At 70.0% G+C, this 16,850-nt stretch carries 12 protein-coding genes and 1 riboswitch; of the genes, 5 read left to right on the forward strand and 7 right to left on the reverse strand.

Annotated elements, in window-relative coordinates; all coding sequences use genetic code 11:
* Genes cydD through AB0M76_RS01090 form a run of 3 tightly spaced genes read right to left on the reverse strand, consistent with a single transcriptional unit; the run spans position 1 to position 6,121 of the window.
* Entirely contained in the window at positions 1 to 3,552 is a 3,552-nt protein-coding gene (gene cydD / locus AB0M76_RS01080; RefSeq protein WP_365950904.1) for a thiol reductant ABC exporter subunit CydD, read from the reverse strand.
* 43 nt (positions 3,553 to 3,595) lie between these two features.
* A complete protein-coding gene (gene cydB, locus AB0M76_RS01085) occupies positions 3,596 to 4,597 on the reverse strand; it encodes a cytochrome d ubiquinol oxidase subunit II (RefSeq protein WP_365950905.1) in 1,002 nt (333 codons plus the stop codon).
* An 18-nt stretch (positions 4,598 to 4,615) separates the two neighbouring features.
* The gene (locus tag AB0M76_RS01090; protein WP_365950906.1) at positions 4,616 to 6,121 is read right to left on the reverse strand and encodes a cytochrome ubiquinol oxidase subunit I; all 1,506 of its coding nucleotides are present in this window, start codon (positions 6,119 to 6,121) and stop codon (positions 4,616 to 4,618) included.
* Positions 6,122 to 6,309: 188 nt separating this feature from the next.
* Here AB0M76_RS01090 and AB0M76_RS01095 point away from each other — a divergent pair, with 188 nt between their 5' ends.
* Entirely contained in the window at positions 6,310 to 6,678 is a 369-nt protein-coding gene (locus tag AB0M76_RS01095) for a cyclophilin-like fold protein (protein ID WP_365950907.1), read from the forward strand.
* A gap of 30 nt (positions 6,679 to 6,708) precedes the next feature.
* Here AB0M76_RS01095 and hisC read toward each other — a convergent pair whose 3' ends face one another.
* Positions 6,709 to 7,791 carry a histidinol-phosphate transaminase gene (gene hisC, locus AB0M76_RS01100; RefSeq protein ID WP_365950908.1) on the reverse strand — a complete coding sequence of 361 codons (1,083 nt, stop codon included), beginning with the start codon at positions 7,789 to 7,791 and terminating at the stop codon, positions 6,709 to 6,711.
* Between the two features lie 361 nt (positions 7,792 to 8,152).
* Between hisC and AB0M76_RS01105 the strand changes: the two genes are divergently transcribed.
* From AB0M76_RS01105 to AB0M76_RS01115, 3 genes are all read left to right on the forward strand, one after another.
* Positions 8,153 to 9,268, forward strand: coding sequence for a LacI family DNA-binding transcriptional regulator (locus tag AB0M76_RS01105; RefSeq protein WP_133897508.1), 1,116 nt, complete (start codon positions 8,153 to 8,155; stop codon positions 9,266 to 9,268).
* Positions 9,269 to 9,484: 216 nt separating this feature from the next.
* A complete protein-coding gene (locus tag AB0M76_RS01110) occupies positions 9,485 to 10,660 on the forward strand; it encodes a metallophosphoesterase (protein WP_365951366.1) in 1,176 nt (391 codons plus the stop codon).
* A 150-nt stretch (positions 10,661 to 10,810) separates the two neighbouring features.
* Positions 10,811 to 11,632: a hypothetical protein gene (locus tag AB0M76_RS01115; protein WP_365950909.1), complete on the forward strand. Its 822-nt coding sequence runs from the start codon at positions 10,811 to 10,813 to the stop codon at positions 11,630 to 11,632.
* Positions 11,633 to 11,699: 67 nt separating this feature from the next.
* On the opposite strand, the gene AB0M76_RS01120 is transcribed toward AB0M76_RS01115, so the two are convergent.
* Together AB0M76_RS01120 and thiC are read right to left on the reverse strand one after the other, a co-directional pair.
* A complete protein-coding gene (locus tag AB0M76_RS01120; protein ID WP_365951368.1) occupies positions 11,700 to 12,749 on the reverse strand; it encodes an aldo/keto reductase in 1,050 nt (349 codons plus the stop codon).
* Positions 12,750 to 12,869: 120 nt separating this feature from the next.
* Positions 12,870 to 14,657, reverse strand: a complete 1,788-nt coding sequence (gene thiC, locus AB0M76_RS01125; protein WP_365950910.1) for a phosphomethylpyrimidine synthase ThiC — start codon at positions 14,655 to 14,657, stop codon at positions 12,870 to 12,872.
* Positions 14,652 to 14,797, reverse strand: a riboswitch (TPP riboswitch). Its footprint overlaps the gene before it by 6 nt.
* 72 nt (positions 14,798 to 14,869) lie before the next feature.
* Between thiC and AB0M76_RS01130 the strand changes: the two genes are divergently transcribed.
* The gene (locus AB0M76_RS01130) at positions 14,870 to 16,279 is read left to right on the forward strand and encodes a YibE/F family protein (RefSeq protein ID WP_365950911.1); all 1,410 of its coding nucleotides are present in this window, start codon (positions 14,870 to 14,872) and stop codon (positions 16,277 to 16,279) included.
* A gap of 50 nt (positions 16,280 to 16,329) precedes the next feature.
* On the opposite strand, the gene AB0M76_RS01135 is transcribed toward AB0M76_RS01130, so the two are convergent.
* Positions 16,330 to 16,779, reverse strand: a complete 450-nt coding sequence (locus AB0M76_RS01135; protein ID WP_365950912.1) for an SsgA family sporulation/cell division regulator — start codon at positions 16,777 to 16,779, stop codon at positions 16,330 to 16,332.
* Positions 16,780 to 16,850 lie beyond the last annotated feature (71 nt).

Genomic DNA, 16,850 nt, shown 5'->3' on the forward strand with positions numbered 1-16,850 from the left:
TTACCGGGGAAAGTCGGCGAGGGCCCCGTCGGCCGCCCGCTCCCGCTCCAGCAGGTTCCGCAGCGGGCCCTCGGCTGCGGCCAGCTCCGCGTACGTGCCGCGCTGCACGACCGTTCCGCGGTCCAGTACGAGCACCTCGTCGACCGCCTCCAGGCCGGCCAGCCGGTGCGTGATCAGCACGGTGGTGCGGCCCTCGGTCGCGGCGAGCAGATCCGCCGTCAGGGCGTCCGCGGTCGCCAGGTCCAGGTGCTCGGCCGGCTCGTCGAGGACGAGGACGGGGAAGTCGGCGAGCAGCGCCCTGGCCAGGGCCAGGCGCTGCCTCTGGCCGCCGGAGATCCGCTCGCCGTGCTCGCCGACCAGGGTGTCCAGCCCGTCGGGGAGCCCGTCGGCCCACTCCAGCAGCCGGGCCGCAGCCAGGGCCTGTCGCAACTGCTCCTCGCTCGCCCCGGTCCTGGCCAGCCGCAGGTTCTCCCGTACCGAGCTGTCGAAGAGGTGCGCGTCCTGGGCGCACAGGCCCACGATCCGGCGGACCTCGTCGCTGTCGAGCGTGCGCGCATCGGTCCCGCCCAGGGTGTACGCGCCTTCGTGCGGGTCCAGGAACCGCAGCAGGACCTGGGCCAGCGAGGTCTTGCCGGCACCCGAGGAGCCGACGACCGCTATCCGCCGGCCGGACTCCAGGGTCAGGTCCAGCCCGTGCAGCGCGTCCTGCTCCTGCCCGGGATGCCGGACGGCGAGTCCGGTCAGCCGCAGCGGGAACGGAGAGGCGGGTACCGGGGCTGGCCGCTCCGGCTCGGCGACCGGGACGGGAGCGTCGATGACCTCGTAGATCCGCTCGGCGCTGCGGCGTACCCGCTGTCGGTACTGGACCGCCTGCGGAAGCCCGTTGACCGCCTCGAAGGCGGCGAGCGGGGTCAGGACGGCAACGGCCATGGCCACCCCGGACAGCCGGCCGTCGTGGACGGCATTCGCGGCCAAGGCCGCGGCGACCACCACGGTCAGCCCGCACACGAGGGCGGAGAGCCCGCTGCCGAGCCCGGTGGCGGCTGCTCCCCGTGCGGCGATGGCGGTCAGCGTCCGGTCGCTCTCCTTCGCGGCGTCCTTGCGGCCGGCCAGCGCGCCGGCGACGGTCAGCTCGGCGGTCCCCGTCAGCAGGTCGGCCGCCCGGGTGGCGAGCTCGCCCCGGGCCGGCGCCAGCCGCCGCTCGGCACGGCGGGCGCAGGCCCCGCTGACCAGCGGCACGCCGACCCCGGCGGCGAGCAGCCCGACGGCGAGCGCGGCCCCTGCCCCGGGCAACAGCCAGGCGGTGAAGGCGACCGAGCCGGTGCCGACGAGTACCGCGGTGCCGACCGGCAGCAGCCAGCGCAGCCAGTAGTCCTGAAGGGCGTCGGCGTCGGCCACCAGGCGGGCCAGCAGGTCTCCGCGTCGCTGTTCCCGCAGCCCGGCGGGCGCGATGCCCTCCAGCCGCCGGAACACCGACACCCGCAGTTCGGCGAGCATCCGCAGCACGGCGTCGTGGGATACGAGCCGCTCCGCATACCGGAAGACGGCCCGCCCGATCCCGAAGGTCCGGGTGGCGGTGACGGCCACCATCAGGTACAGCACCGGCGGTTGTTCCGAGGCCCGGGAGATCAGCCATCCGGAGACGGCCATCAGCCCGACACTGCATCCGACGGCCAGGGCGCCGAGCAGCAGACCGAGCCGGAACCGCCCCTGCCAGGCCTTGGCCACGGCGCGTACCCGCCGCAGCGGATCGCCCCCGCCCGAGTCGGTGCCGCCGGCCTTGGCCGCCCGCTCGGGGGCGCTGCCGAGAATCCACTCCCCGGGACCGGACGGCCCGTTGCGCTCCCCGCCGAGGCTGTCTGAGGTCCCTGGCACGGCCCCGAGCCGGGCAGGGGAGACGGGGGACAGGAGCCCCGCAGAGCCCACCGGCACGACGCGGTCGGCCACGGCCAGCAGCGCCGGCCTGTGGGCGACCAGCAGCACGGTCCGCCCCACCGCGAGACGTCGTACCGCGTCGACCACGGCCGCCTCGGTCTCCCCGTCGAGAGCCGCGGTCGGCTCGTCCAACAGCAGCACCGGCCGGTTCGCGAGGAACGCCCGCGCCAGCGCCAGCCGCTGGCGCTGTCCGGCGGACAGCCCGACTCCGCCTTCGCCGAGCTCGGTGTCGACGCCGCGCGGCAGTGCGGCCACGAACTCGCACGCCCCGGCGTCCTTCAGCGCCTCGGTCACCGCGTCCGCGGACGCATCCGGCCGCGCGAGCCGTACGTTCTGCGCGATCGTCCCGGCGAACAGGTGCGGCCGCTGCGGCACCCAAGCGATCCGCTCCCGCCACTCCTCGAGCGACAGCGACGCGAGGTCCACGCCCGCGATCCGCACCCGCCCCGCGGTCGGCGCCACGAAGCCCAGCAGCACCTGGATCAGCGTGGACTTGCCCGCCCCGCTGGGCCCGGTGAGGGCGACACACTCCCCGGGTCCGACCGCCAGCGAGACCGGTCCCGGCGAGTCCTCACCCCGGCCCTCGTAGCGGACCGCGACGCCGTCCATCTCGATCCGCAGCCCCGCGGCCGGCACCGGGGCCGCGCCGCCCAGGGCGGCGACCGGGGTCTGGAGTACCTCGAAGATCTCCTCCGCGGCCGCCAGCCCCTCGGCGGCCGCGTGGTACTGCGCCCCGACCTGGCGCAGCGGCAGATACGCCTCCGGCGCCAGGATCAGGATGACCAGCCCGGTGTACAGATCGAGCTCCCCGTGGACCAGCCGCATGCCGATGGTCACGGCCACCAGTGCCACCGAGAGGGTCGCCAGCAGCTCCAGGGCGAAGGAGGAGAGGAAGGCGATGCGCAGGGTCCGCACCGTCGCCTGCCGGTAGTCATCGGTGATCTTGCGGATCGACTCGGCCTGCGCCTTGGCCCGGCCGAAGACCTTCAGCGTCGGCAGCCCGGCCACCACGTCCAGGAAGTGTCCCGACAGCCGGGACAGCAGCCGCCACTGGCGGTCCATCCGGGACTGGGTGGCCATGCCGATCAGCACCATGAAGAGCGGAATCAGCGGCAGGGTGACCACGATGATGGCAGCCGACACCCAGTCCTCGGTGACGATCCGGGCGAGGACCGCCACCGGGACGACCACGGCGAGGCCCAGCTGGGGCAGGTACCGCGAGAAGTAGTCGTCGAGGGCGTCCACGCCCCGGGTGGCCAGCGCCACCAGCGACCCGGTCTGCTGTCCGCTCAGCCGGCCGGGCCCCAGGTCCGCGGCCCGGTCGAGCAGCCGGCCCCGTAGCTGCGACTTGACCGCCGCACTGGCCCGATGGGCAGCGAGCTCCGTGAGCCAGGCGAGCAGACCTCGCCCCAGTGCCACTGCTGCGAGCAGCAGCAGCGGTGTCCGCAGCGCCTCGCCGTCCAGCCCCTGCTCGAAGGCGCCGACCACGATCTCGGCGATCAGCATCGCCTGACCGACGACCAGCCCCGCCCCGGCAAGTCCCAGGGCCACCACGGCCGCCAGGAAGAGGCGGGTGGAGCGGGCGTACCGAAGCAGGCGCGGGTCGATCGGTTTCACGTGAAACATCCCCCAGAGCAGGGTCAGGCCGGACGGTCAGGGATCAGTGCGCATCGACGATGTGCTGCGTGCCGATCCGCTTGCGGAACACCCAGTACGTCCAGCCCTGGTAGAGCAGGACGAGCGGCGTGGCCACTCCCGCACACCAGGTCATGATCTTCAGGGTGTAGGGGCTGGACGAGGCATTGGTGACCGTGAGGTTCCATGCGTCGTTCAGCGAGGACGGCATCACGTTCGGGAAGAGCGTCAGGAAGAGCATCGCGACCGCGGCCGCGATGGTGATCCCCGACAGGGCGAACGACCAGCCCTCGCGGCCCGCCAGGTTGAAGGCGAGGGCCCCGACCAGTGCGACGACCGCGACGGCCATGGCGATCAGGCTCTTGCCGTCACCGCGCGAGACCTGGGTCCAGATCAGAAACACGAGTGCCAGCACGGCAGTGACCACACCCAGCCGGGTCGCCAGCGCACGCGAGCGCTCCCGGATGTCCCCGACCGTCTTGAGCGAGGTGAACACCGTTCCGTGGAAGGTGAAGAGGGTCAAGGTGACCAGGCCGCCGAGCAGGGAGTAGACGTTGAGCAGGTCGAAGAGGCTGCCGACGTACTCCTTGTGCTCGTCGATCTTCACGCCGCGCACGATGTTGGCGAAGGCCACGCCCCACAGGAACGCGGGGATCAGCGAGGTCCAGAAGATCGCGTGTTCCCAGTTGGTCTGCCACCGGTCCTCGTCCCGCTTGTGCCGGTACTCAAAGGCGACACCGCGGATGATCAGACAGCTCAGGATGACCAGGAGCGGCAGGTAGAACCCCGAGAACAGGGTGGCGTACCACTCGGGGAAGGCGGCGAAGGTCGCCCCGCCGGCGGTGAGCAGCCAGACCTCGTTGCCGTCCCACACGGGCCCGATCGTGTTGATCAGGACCCGCCTCTCCCTGCGGTCGCGGGCGAGCAGCTTGGTCAGTACGCCGACTCCGAAGTCGAAGCCCTCCAGGAAGAAGTAGCCGGTCCACAGGACGGCGATGAGCACGAACCAGACGTCATGGAGTTGCATGGTGTGGTCCCCTCAGCCTCAGTACGAGAAGGCCATAGGCCGGTCGGGGTTCTTGTCGTCCCCGCCGATCTTGGTGGGCGGGTTCAGGTCTGCCTCGGTGAGCTCGGGCGGCCCGAGCTTGACGTACTTCACCAACAGCCTGACCTCGATCACCGCGAGCACGGCGTACAGGAGCGTGAAGCCGATCATCGAGGTGAGCACCTCGCCCTGGGAGACGTGGGGCGAGACCGCATCGCGGGTGCGCAGGACTCCGTAGACCACCCAGGGCTGGCGGCCCATCTCGGTGAAGATCCAGCCCCAGGAGTTGGCGATGAGCGGGAAGCCCATGGTCCAGAGGGCGACGATCCAGTACCAGGTGGTGAACCTGGGGCTCAGTGCCTTCTTGAAGAGGACCAGGTGCGGGACCTCGTCCTCGCCGGTGCGCAGGCCCGGCGGCAGCATGAACTTCTTCCGGGTGAGCCAGAGCCCCAGCACTCCGATGCCGAGGGAGGCCATGCCGAAGCCGATCATCCAGCGGAAGCCCCAGTACGCGACCGGGATGTTGGGCCGGTAGTCGCCGGGCCCGAACTTCTCCTGTTCGGCTTTGTTGACGTCGTTGATGCCGGGGACGAAGGAGGTGAAGTCGTCATTGGCCAGGAAGGACAGCAGGCCCGGGATCTCTATGGCGACTTTGTTGTGGCCCTTTTCGACGTCTCCGTAGGCGAAGACGGAGAAGGGCGCGGGCGCCTCGCCGTCCCAGAGCGCCTCCGCGGCGGCCATCTTCATCGGCTGCTGCTTGAACATCACCTTTCCGAGCAGGTCACCGCTGATGGCGGTGCCCATGCCGGCGATGATCAGGGTGACCAGGCCGAGTCGCAGCGAGGTCCGCATCACGGGGATGTGCTTCTTGCGGGCCAGGTGGAAGGCGGAGATGCCGACCATGAAGGCGCCGCCGACCAGGAACGCCGCCGTGATGGTGTGGAAGAACTGGGTCAGCGCGGTGTTCTGGGTGAGGACCAGCCAGAAGTCGGTGAGTTCGGCGCGGCCCCGCTCCTCGTTGATCCGGTAGCCGACCGGGTGCTGCATCCACGAATTGGCCGCGAGGATGAAGTACGCGGAGAGGATGGTGCCGATCGAGACCATCCAGATGCAGGCCAGGTGGATCCTCTTCGGGAGTTTGTCCCAGCCGAAGATCCACAGGCCGATGAAGGTCGACTCGAAGAAGAAGGCGATGAGCGCCTCGAAGGCCAGCGGGGCCCCGAAGATGTCACCGACGAAGCGCGAGTAGTCGGACCAGTTCATGCCGAACTGGAACTCCTGCACGATGCCCGTGACGACACCCATGGCGATATTGATCAAGAAGAGCTTGCCCCAGAACTTGGTGGCTCTGAGGTACTTCTCCTTCCCCGAGCGCACCCAGGCGGTCTGGAGGCCTGCCGTGAGCGCCGCGAGAGAGATCGTCAGCGGGACGAAGAGGAAGTGGTAGACGGTGGTGATGCCGAACTGCCAGCGCGCCAACGTCTCTGGCGCCAAAGCTACGTCCACGTCGTCGTCTCCTTCGGTGCGCCGTGGTCACTGCCGCAGTTTGCCTGGCGTGCCCCACCCGATACGGGACGAAACAGGACACGCTTGTGAACGCGTTCACATTCACAAGCATTATGTCGTACCGCTCCCGACGCCTTTCAGGCGGGGCCCCCTAGCCAACACTTTCAACAGATTGTTGAATGCCGCTCATGAGGATTCGTATCTCCTGGCCCGCAGGCCAGCTCACGGCAACCCTTGACGAGACCCCGACCAGCAAGGCGCTGGCCGAGGCCCTTCCGATCTCCGCGTCCGCCCACACCTGGGGCGAGGAGGTCTACTTCGACACCGGCGTCTCCGTGGCGCTCGAGCACGACGCCCGGCAGGTCGTCGACCCGGGCACGGTCGCGTTCTGGACCGAGGGCGACGCCCTCGCGCTCCCGTACGGCCCCACACCCATCTCGCGCGGAGGCGAGAGCCGCCTGGCGAGCCCGTGCAATGTGCTCGGCTCGTTCGACGGCGACCCCCGCCTGCTGTCCACCGTCCGCGACGGCGACCCGATCCGCGTGGAAGTCGCGTAGCCTCCGGCGAACCCGCGTAGCCCCTGAGGGCTACATCTCCTTGAAGAACGCCTCCGCCGTGTGCAGGAAGATGTCGTTCGCCTCGGGCTCACCGATCGTGACCCGCAGGCCCTCGCCCGCGAAGGGCCGGACCACCACACCGGCCTTCTCGCAGGCCGCCGCGAACTCGGCGGTCCGCTCCCCCAGCCGCATCCACACGAAGTTCGCCTGCGTCTCCGGCACCACGGTCCAGCCCTGGCCGAGCAGCGTCTTGTAGACCCGTGCACGCTCGCCCACCAACGCCCCGACACGGCCCATCAGCTCGTCCTCGGCGCGCAGCGAGGCGACCGCCGCGTCCTGGGCGAGCTGGCTGACGCCGAAGGGCACCGCCGTCTTGCGCAGCGCCGCCGCCACCGGCTCGTGCGCCACCGCGAAGCCGACGCGCAGGCCGGCCAGCCCGTACGCCTTGGAGAACGTACGCAGCACGCAGACGTTCGGGCGGCCCCGGTAGAGCTCGATGCCGTCCGGCACCTCGACGTCGCGGACGAACTCGCGGTACGCCTCGTCCAGCACCACCAGGATGTCCGAGGGCACCCGGTCCAGGAACCGCACCAGCTCGTCACGGCGCACAGCCGTGCCGGTGGGGTTGTTGGGGTTGCAGACGAAGATCAGCCGGGTCCGCTCGGTGATCGCGTCGAACATCGCCTCGAGGTCGTGCACGTCCCCGTCGGTCAGCGGGACCTGCACGGCCGTCGCACCCGAGATCTGCGTGACGATCGGGTAGGCCTCGAAGGACCGCCAGGCGTAGATGACCTCATCGCCCGGGCCGGCCGTCGACTGGACCAGCTGCTGGGCCACGCCCACCGAACCCGTGCCGGTGGCGATGTGCTCGACCGGCACCCCGAACCGCTCGGCGAGCTCGTTCACCAGGACCGTGCAGGCCAGGTCGGGGTAGCGGTTGAACTGTCCTGCCGCCGCGACCGCAGTCTCCAGCACCCCGGACAGCGGCGGGTACGGGTTCTCGTTCGAGGACAGCTTGTACGCGACGGGCCCGCCCGCGGCAGCGGGCTTCCCGGGCTTGTAGGTGGGAATGCCGTCCAGCTCGGCGCGCAGCTTCGGGCTCTTCTCGCTCACCGCAGGTCCTCCTCGACCATCCCGTACGACGTCGCCGTCGACTCAATACTGCTCACCTTATGAGGATTCCGCTCTTCCGAAAATGGCGGCGCCAGAATTGCGGGGGAGCGCACGCATATATGCACACGCCGGTGGCCCACGCCGTGGCGCGCATCCCTCGTACAGGTGAGTTGAGACCGGCCCGAGACCACACCGCTTTGGCATGCCCGTACCCGCCGACAAACGCCCCGCTCACTCTCCGCGCTCAAATGCCTTCAATTCCAAGGTCATTGGGGGTGGCGAACCATGCAGAATCGTGCCTGTCAACGCGTGCATATGCACCCGGACCACCCACCCCGCCGAGCCCTACTATCGGCTCGCCATGACAGCAGCAGGGAAGCATCAGGTGAGCCGGACCGAGACCACCCGGCGGGCCGCCGGCCGACAGGGCCGGGCCGGCATCAGGGACGTGGCCGCTGCGGCGGGCGTCTCGATCACAACCGTCTCCGACGCGCTCAATGGCAAGGGGCGGCTGCCGGACGCCACCCGCCGCCACGTTCGCGAGGTCGCCGACCGGCTGGGCTATCGCCCCTCCGCCGCGGCCCGCACCCTCCGTACCGGCAAGTCGGGCCTCATCGGTCTGACCGTGACGACGTACGGGGATGAACCTTTCACCTTCACCGAATTCGCCTACTTCGCCGAGATGGCCAGGGCCGCCACCTCCGCCGCGCTCGCCCGCGGCTACGCCCTCGTCATCCTCCCCGCCACCTCCCGACACGACGTGTGGTCCAACGTGGCCCTCGACGGCACCGTCGTCATCGACCCCTCCGACCACGACCCCGTCGTCACCGAACTGGTCCGCCAAGGCCTCCCCGTCGTCTCCGACGGCCGCCCGGCCGGCTCCCTCCCCGTCACCGCCTGGGTCGACAACGACCACGAGGCAGCCGTACTCAACCTGCTGGACCACCTCGCCGCCGCCGGCGCCCGCCGTATCGGGCTGCTGACCGGCACCACCACCGACACCTACACCCGGCTCTCCACCACCGCCTACCTCAGCTGGTGCGAGCGCGTCGGCCAGGACCCCGTCTACGAGTCCTACCCCGCCCACGATCCATGCGCCGGCGCCGTTGCCGCGGACCGGCTGCTCGCCCGGCCCGACCGGCCCGACGCCGTCTACGGGCTGTTCGACCCCAACGGGACCGACCTGCTCGCCGCCGCCCGGCGCTACGGCCTGCGCGTCCCCGAGGACCTGCTGCTCGTGTGCTGCAGCGAGTCCACCGTGTACGCCAACACCGAACCGCCCATCACCACCCTCTCCCTCAAACCGCGCCGCATCGGCACCGCCGTCGTGCAGCTGCTCATCGACGCCATCGAGGGGGTCGACACCGGGCGTCCCGTCGAACAGGTCGTCCCGACCGAGCTGATCGTCCGTACCTCCTCGCAGCGCAGGCAGCCCCGTACGACCGTCAGTCCGCCCCGGTCACCGGCCAAGGACTGACCGCCACACCGCGAAACCGGCGGGGCCGACGGCCCTGCCGAGGATTTCAGCAACACCTATTTCGGGAGAAAGCGGCAGGAACTATTGGTTCCGCCCAGGATTCACCACCCCTGGTGCGTCACAGAGCGCGAGCCGCATTCCTATGATGGGCGCACGACATCACGGACCCTCCTCCCCGGAGGTCAGGAGGGTCCGCAGGTGTACGGCAGCGCGACGGTGGTGGAGGGGTCGATGACTCAGGGGGCCGGTCAGGGACCCGCGATGCGGACGGAGACGCTGCGGGACTTCCGAGTTCCGGTCACCGAGCCCGTCCCTTACGGCGTGCCGGGCGGGCTTCCCGACGAAGCCCCCGTGTACGGCGAGTACCCCGCGTACTACGGGGAGGGCGCGTCCGTGCCCGCGCCGCCGCCCCCGGGCCAGGCGCCCGCGGCGGGCGGACCGGCCGACGAGGACGAGCTCGACGAGAGCTACACCCCCACGCACCGCGATCTGCCGATCATCGGCCGCGGCGGGCCGGGTGACACCGTCCAGGTCCAGTACATCCCCCCGGAGCCCGCGGCCGCGGGCCCCGGGCCCCTGTACGTCGTCGGCGACGTCCACGGCTATCTGGACGAGCTCGTCAGCGAACTCCAGGCGCAGGGCCTCATCGACGCCGACCGCCGCTGGTCGGCCGGCAACGCACGCATCTGGTTCCTCGGCGACTTCACCGACCGCGGGCCCGACGGGATCGGCGTCATCGACCTCGTCATGCGGCTGTCCGCCGAAGCCGCCGCCGCAGGCGGCTACTGCAAGGCCCTCATGGGCAACCACGAGCTGCTGCTCATCGGCGCCAAGCGGTTCGGCGACACCCCTGTCGCCTCGGGCGCCGGCACCGCCACCTTCCAGGCCGCCTGGCTCCTCAACGGCGGCCAGCGCACCGACATGGAGCGCCTGGAGGACGTGCACCTGCAGTGGATGTCGCGGCTGGACGCGGCCGTGCTGGAGGACGGGCACCTGCTGCTGCACTCCGACACCACCGCGTACCTCGACTACGGCGACTCCATCGAGGACGTCAACGACACCATCCACGAGCTGCTCAACCGCAACGACGCCGACATCACCTGGGACCTCTTCCGCAAGTTCACCAAGCGGTTCGCCTTCCGCGACGAGGAGACCGGCCCCCAGGCCGTACGCGAACTCCTCGACACCTACGGCGGCGGCCGGGTCGTGCACGGGCACAGCCCGATCCCGTACCTGCTGGGCGAGGTGGGCACCGAGAACGGCGACGAGTCCCGCGGCCCGGAGGCCGTGACCGGACCGCACGTGTATGCGGAAGGGCTCGCGATCGCCATGGATGGCGGGGTCACGATGGCGGGCAAACTGCTGGTCGTGCAACTCCCGCTGAACGACTGAGGGTTATCAGAAGGGGGGTAATTTCAGGAAAGCCCCTGTCACGGCGTGGCATGGGCGCTCTACCATCGCCCTATCCGTAGCAGGCTCTCCTCCGTTTGTGCCGGCGCCCGGGTCTACGCGGGCAAACCGGTCCCCACGGAGCATCGGGGGATGCACATGAACAGCGCTCCGCACCTGCTGACCGAGGACCGACCCGAGTTCGATCGGCTCCTCGACGAGGCGCTGCGTACCGCACACCAACGGCCCGAGCTCGCCGCTCTCGGCGAACGCCTGAACGCCGAACAACTGCGCACGATGGCCGTCGGGGCCAGCGCGCTGCTGACGGCCGCGGCCGCGGCCGAGTACGACCACTACGTGAAACTCCGCGGGGAACGGCGCGACGAGGCCTTGTCCACCCCCGGATCGGCAGTTGCCGACAGGAGTTCCGGGCAGGACGAGGGCGACGACGGGGCCGGGGTCAGCGCCGTGGTCGCGGTGCTCGCCCCGGTCCTGGCGGGCACCGCGATGCTGATCTTCCTGCTGGTGGGCTACGTCCTGAAGGCGATCGAGCCCGAACCGGCCTTCGCCGACACGATGCTGACGGCGGGTTGGCTCTTCGGCGCGCTGACCGTGGTCTCCTTGTTGTTCGCGGTGATCGGGCTGCTGGTGACGGCCGTCCGCAACCGCGCGACGGAGGTCGTGGCCGGGGACGGAGCGATACCCGACGAGCTCGCGCAGGCCCGCGAAGCCTGGCGGCATGCCCTGCTGGAGCGGGGCATCCTGCCGTTCCTGCGGGACGCGCTGGCCGATCCGAGCGCGGGGCCCGTGTATCCCGCCCCCCGCACGCCGAAGGCCGGGCGCATCCCCAACCTGGGATACACCCGGCCCGACTTCACCAGCCCCGGATCCCCGTCACAGGGACCCCGGCCCGGCTACACGCCTCCGGACTTCACCAGCCCCGACTTCGGCGGCCCGGAGACCGAGTCGTCCTGACAGCCTCGGTGGGCAGTCCGTCCCTGTTTCACGTGAAACATCGCGCCGAACAGGGCCAAAACACCGCCTAACCCGCCGACCGGTCCCCGGGGGCCCGCCGCCGCTGCACGGTGTCGGTCAGAGCCGGCGGGCGCCACACGCCGTCCGGGTGGTAGAGGTTCGTCCCCGGCGGCACAATCTCGTCGATCCGGTCAAGCGCCGCGTCGTCGAGGACCAGTCCGGCACCCTTGACCAGCGAGTTCAGCTGGTCCATGGTCCGCGGACCGATGATCACCGAGGTGACTGCGGGATGCGCGACCGGGAAGGCGACCGCCAGCTCGGGCAGCGTGCAGCCGATGCCGTCGGCGAGCTCGAGGAGCTTTTCCGCGGCTTCCAGCTTCGCGACGTTGCCGGGGATCGCCGGGTCGAAGCGCGCGGGAGTCAGGGCCGCCCTCCCCGAGCTCATGTCGACGGGCGCGCCGAGCCGGTACTTGCCGCTCAGGAAGCCGGAGGCGAGCGGGCTCCAGGTCAGTACGCCCATCCCGTACCGCCGGGCGACCGGCAGCACGGAGGCCTCCACCCCGCGCGCGAGGATCGAGTACGGAGGCTGCTCCGTCCGGAACCGCGGGAGAGCCCGCCGCTCGGCGACGTGATGCGCCTCGACGATCTCCTCGGCGGGGAAGGTGGAACAGCCGAAGGCACGGATCTTGCCCGCCCTCACCAGATCTCCGAGGACCGACAGGGTCTCCTCGACGTCCGTCGAGTGGTCGGGCCGGTGCACCTGGTAGAGGTCGATCCAGTCGGTGTCCAGCCGCCGCAGACTGTCCTCGACGGCCTGCACGATCCACCGCCGCGAGTTCCCGCTGCGGTTGCGCCCCTCCCCCATCTGGAAGTGGACCTTGGTGGCGAGCACGACATCGTCGCGCCGCCCCTTGAGCGCCTTGCCGACGATCTCCTCGGACTCCCCGGCGGAGTACATGTCCGCGGTGTCGACGAAGTTGATGCCCTGATCGAGTGCGGCGTGGATGATCCGCGCGCACTCGTCGTGGTCCGGGTTCCCCACCGATCCGAACATCATCGTGCCGAGGCAGTGTGCACTGACCTCTATGCCGGTCCCACCCAGACTGCGGTATCTCATGGTCATGGGGCCGCACTGTAGGAGTTGGAGTGCACTCCAGCGCAAGCAGTTCCGGCCCCGGGACGCTGCTCCGGGGAGTCCCCTCCTCCTCCCCGGAGCAGCGCCACCGCAGCCGTCGGGTCAGTCCGCCAGCGGGAGGTACACCCGGTTGCCGCTCGCCGCGAACTCGGCGGACTTCTCCGCCATGCCCGCCTCGATCTCATCGGCCTTCAGGTCTCCGCCGTGCTCACGGCGGATGTCCTGGGAGATCTTCATCGAGCAGAACTTCGGACCGCACATGGAGCAGAAGTGCGCGGTCTTGGCCGGCTCGGCCGGGAGCGTCTCGTCGTGGAACTCACGGGCCGTGTCCGGGTCGAGGGCCAGGTTGAACTGGTCCTCCCAGCGGAACTCGAACCGCGCGTCCGACAGGGCGTCGTCCCACTCCTGGGCGCCCGGGTGGCCCTTGGCCAGGTCCGCCGCGTGGGCAGCGATCTTGTACGTGATGACGCCGGTCTTCACGTCGTCACGGTTGGGCAGGCCCAGGTGCTCCTTGGGCGTGACGTAGCAGAGCATCGCGGTGCCCCACCAGGCGATCATCGCGGCACCGATGCCCGAGGTGATGTGGTCGTACGCCGGGGCGACGTCCGTGGTCAGCGGGCCGAGCGTGTAGAACGGCGCCTCCTCGCAGATCTCCTGCTGGAGGTCGATGTTCTCCTTGATCTTGTGCATCGGGACGTGACCCGGGCCCTCGATCATGGTCTGTACGTTGTGCCGCTTGGCGATCGTGTTCAGCTCGCCCAGCGTCTTCAGCTCCGCGAACTGCGCCGCGTCGTTGGCGTCGGCGATGGAGCCGGGGCGCAGGCCGTCGCCCAGCGAGTACGTGACGTCGTACGTCGCGAGGATCTCGCAGAGCTCCTCGAAGTTCGTGTAGAGGAAATTCTCCTTGTGGTGCGCCAGGCACCACGCGGCCATGATCGATCCGCCGCGCGAGACGATGCCGGTCTTGCGGCGGGCGGTCAGCGGCACGTACGGCAGCAACACGCCGGCGTGGACCGTCATGTAGTCGACGCCCTGCTCGGCCTGCTCGATGACCGTGTCCTTGTAGATCTCCCAGGTCAGGTCCTCGGCGCGGCCGTCGACCTTCTCGAGCGCCTGGTACAGCGGCACGGTGCCGATCGGCACGGGGGAGTTGCGCAGCACCCACTCGCGGGTGGTGTGGATGTTGCGGCCGGTCGAGAGGTCCATGACCGTGTCGGCGCCCCACTTGGTCGCCCAGGTCATCTTGTCGACCTCCTCCTCGATGGAGGAGGTGACGGCGGAGTTGCCGATGTTGGCGTTGACCTTCACCAGGAACCGCTTGCCGATGATCATCGGCTCGATCTCCGGGTGGTTCACGTTCACAGGAAGCACGGCGCGACCTGCGGCGATCTCCTCGCGGACGACCTCGGGGGAGACGTTCTCGCGGATCGCGACGTACTCCATCTCCGGGGTGATCTCACCGCGGCGGGCGTACGCGAGCTGCGTGACGGCGGCGCCGCCACGGCCGCGGCGGGGCTGGCGGGGGCGGCCCGGGAAGACCGCGTCGAGGTTCTTGAGACCACCGCGCGGCGAGGTGTGCTTGATGCCGTCGTCCTCGGGGCGCACGGGACGGCCCGCGTACTCCTCGGTGTCGCCGCGGCTGATGATCCAGTTCTCGCGCAGCGGCGGCAGGCCGCGCCGCACGTCGGTCTCGATCTGCGGGTCGGTGTACGGCCCGGACGTGTCGTAGAGCGTCACATCCTTGCCGTTGGTGAGGTGGACCTGGCGGACCGGCACCCGGATGTCGGGGCGGGAGCCTGCCACGTAGCCCTTGTGCCAGCCCGGCTGGCGCTCGGTCCGGCCGTCGGCGTCCTGGCTGACGGCAGGCGTGCGTGCGTCCTGAATGGTCATGAGACCTGATCTCCCTACGCCGGCATTACCCGGTAACAGGTTCGGCGGTCGACGCAGCCTCTTCCCGTACGCATGTGTGCTGCGCGTACGGTGATCAGCGCCCTCTCAGCCCGGTGCTCCGAGCTCCCGCGTTGTGCAAAGGTGCCCCCACGCTAGCGTCATCTGTGGCGTGCTGAACAGTAGGCCCCCTCAACTCTTGCGATGATCTGCCGGTGACGTCCTCGCCGCAGCATCCCTCCTCGCCCACCGAGCCCACGGGTCACACCGACCACGCACACGCGGCCCCCGGGCATGACCACGGCCCGTCGCACGGCCCGTCCCAGGGCCAATCCCATGGTCATTCGCACGGCCACGGGCCGGCGGCACCCGTCTCGAAGCACCTGCGCAAGGTCATCGCGGCCGTACTGATCCCCTTCGCCGCCGCCGTCTTCGTCGGCATGGTGGTGCTCTGGCCGGGCGGCGCCCCCGCCCACGAGCGCTCCGGGGTGGGCTTCGACCGGCAGACCCAGCAGGGCCAGGTCGTCGCGCTCGAACAGGTCGACTGCAAATCCGTGAATGCCTCGCAGGTGCCGACCACCGGCAGCCCCTCCACCCCGGAGGGCCGTGAGGCCCAGGCCGCGCAGACCGGCGAGTGCAAGAAGGCCACCATCGAGGTCACCACCGGATCCGACAAAGGCCGCACCTTTTTCGAGATCGTCCAGCCGGGCGCTCCACGGCAGTTGGAGAACGGCCAGGAGGTGGTCGTCGCGTACGCCCCGGACGCGCCCCGGGATCTCCAGTACTCCGTGATCGACGTGAACCGCAAGCTGCCGTTGGCGGTGCTGGCCGCCATCTTCGCCGTTGCGGTGGTCGTCGTCGGCCGGATGCGCGGCCTGTTCGCGCTGATCGCGCTGACCATCAGCTTCGGTGTGCTGACGCTCTTCATCCTCCCGGCGATCCTGCAGGGTTCGAACCCGCTGCTCGTCGCGGTCGTCGGTGCCAGCGCCATCATGCTCATCGCGCTCTACATGTGTCACGGACTGAGTGCCCGTACCTCCGTCGCCGTTCTGGGCACGCTCGTCTCGCTGCTGCTGATCGGGCTGCTGGGCTCGGTGTTCGTCGACTGGGCGTTCCTGAGCGGCAACACCGACGACAACACCGGGCTGATCCACGGGCTCTACCCGGACATCGACATGAGCGGCCTGCTGCTTGCAGGCGTGATCATCGGATCGCTGGGTGTGCTCGACGATGTGACGGTCACCCAGACCTCGGCGGTCTGGGAACTCCACCAGGCCGACCCGTCGATGGGGTCCCGCGCCTTGTACCGTGCGGCCATCCGGATCGGCCGCGACCACATCGCCTCGGTGGTCAACACCCTGGTACTGGCCTACGCGGGCGCAGCGCTGCCCCTGCTGCTGCTGTTCTCGATCGCGAACAGCAGCATGGGTTCGGTGGCCAACAGCGAACTGGTCGCGGAGGAGATCGTACGGACACTCGTCGGGTCGATCGGCCTGGTGGCCTCGGTCCCGGTGACAACGGCGCTTGCCGCGCTGGTGGTTTCTGCCGACCGGCCGGGGTCCCCGGCCGGAGCGGCGGCCTCGGGGCCGGTCCGCGGGGGCCGGGGACGGCGGCGCAAGCGCTGAGAGACCCGGGGTGCTCGGGGGCCCGGGGCAGCTCGGCGCGTCCGGTCCGTTCAGCCCGCGTTCTGCTCGTTCTGCCGCGACTCGGCCAGGATCCTGTCCAGCGCTTCGTCGAGGTTCTCCTCGAAGTCGCCGAGGTTGCGCTCCTGACCGAGCGGAACAAGCCGATCGGTGCGGTCGAGGAACGCCACGAGCGGCGCTGCGCCGGCGCGGAACAGAGCCCGGTCGCAGCCGACCTGGAGCCGGATGTGGACGTCGGACAGCTCCTCGGGGTCGGTGGGGGCGATGTGCACATCGCCGTCACCGCACGGCTTGTTGATGCCGTCGAGAAGGAGCTCCCGGCCGAACGCCCAGGTCACGGGCGCGTCTCCGGGAAGGTGGAACGTCAGGCGCACCGCGTAGGGGTCACGGGTGTCGTACCGGAGTTCCACCGGAATCCGGAACGAGAGCTCCTCGGAAACGAGGAAGCTCATCATGACCTCTGCCTGTACCGACTCGCGCATTGACTACCCCGCTGTAGTGGAAGTGGCCAGGAATGATCCCCCAGGGCCCTCTTGACAAGGGTGGTGGACGC

It is taken from the genome of Streptomyces sp. NPDC051364 (assembly GCF_040682115.1).
Lineage (GTDB): Bacteria > Actinomycetota > Actinomycetes > Streptomycetales > Streptomycetaceae > Streptomyces.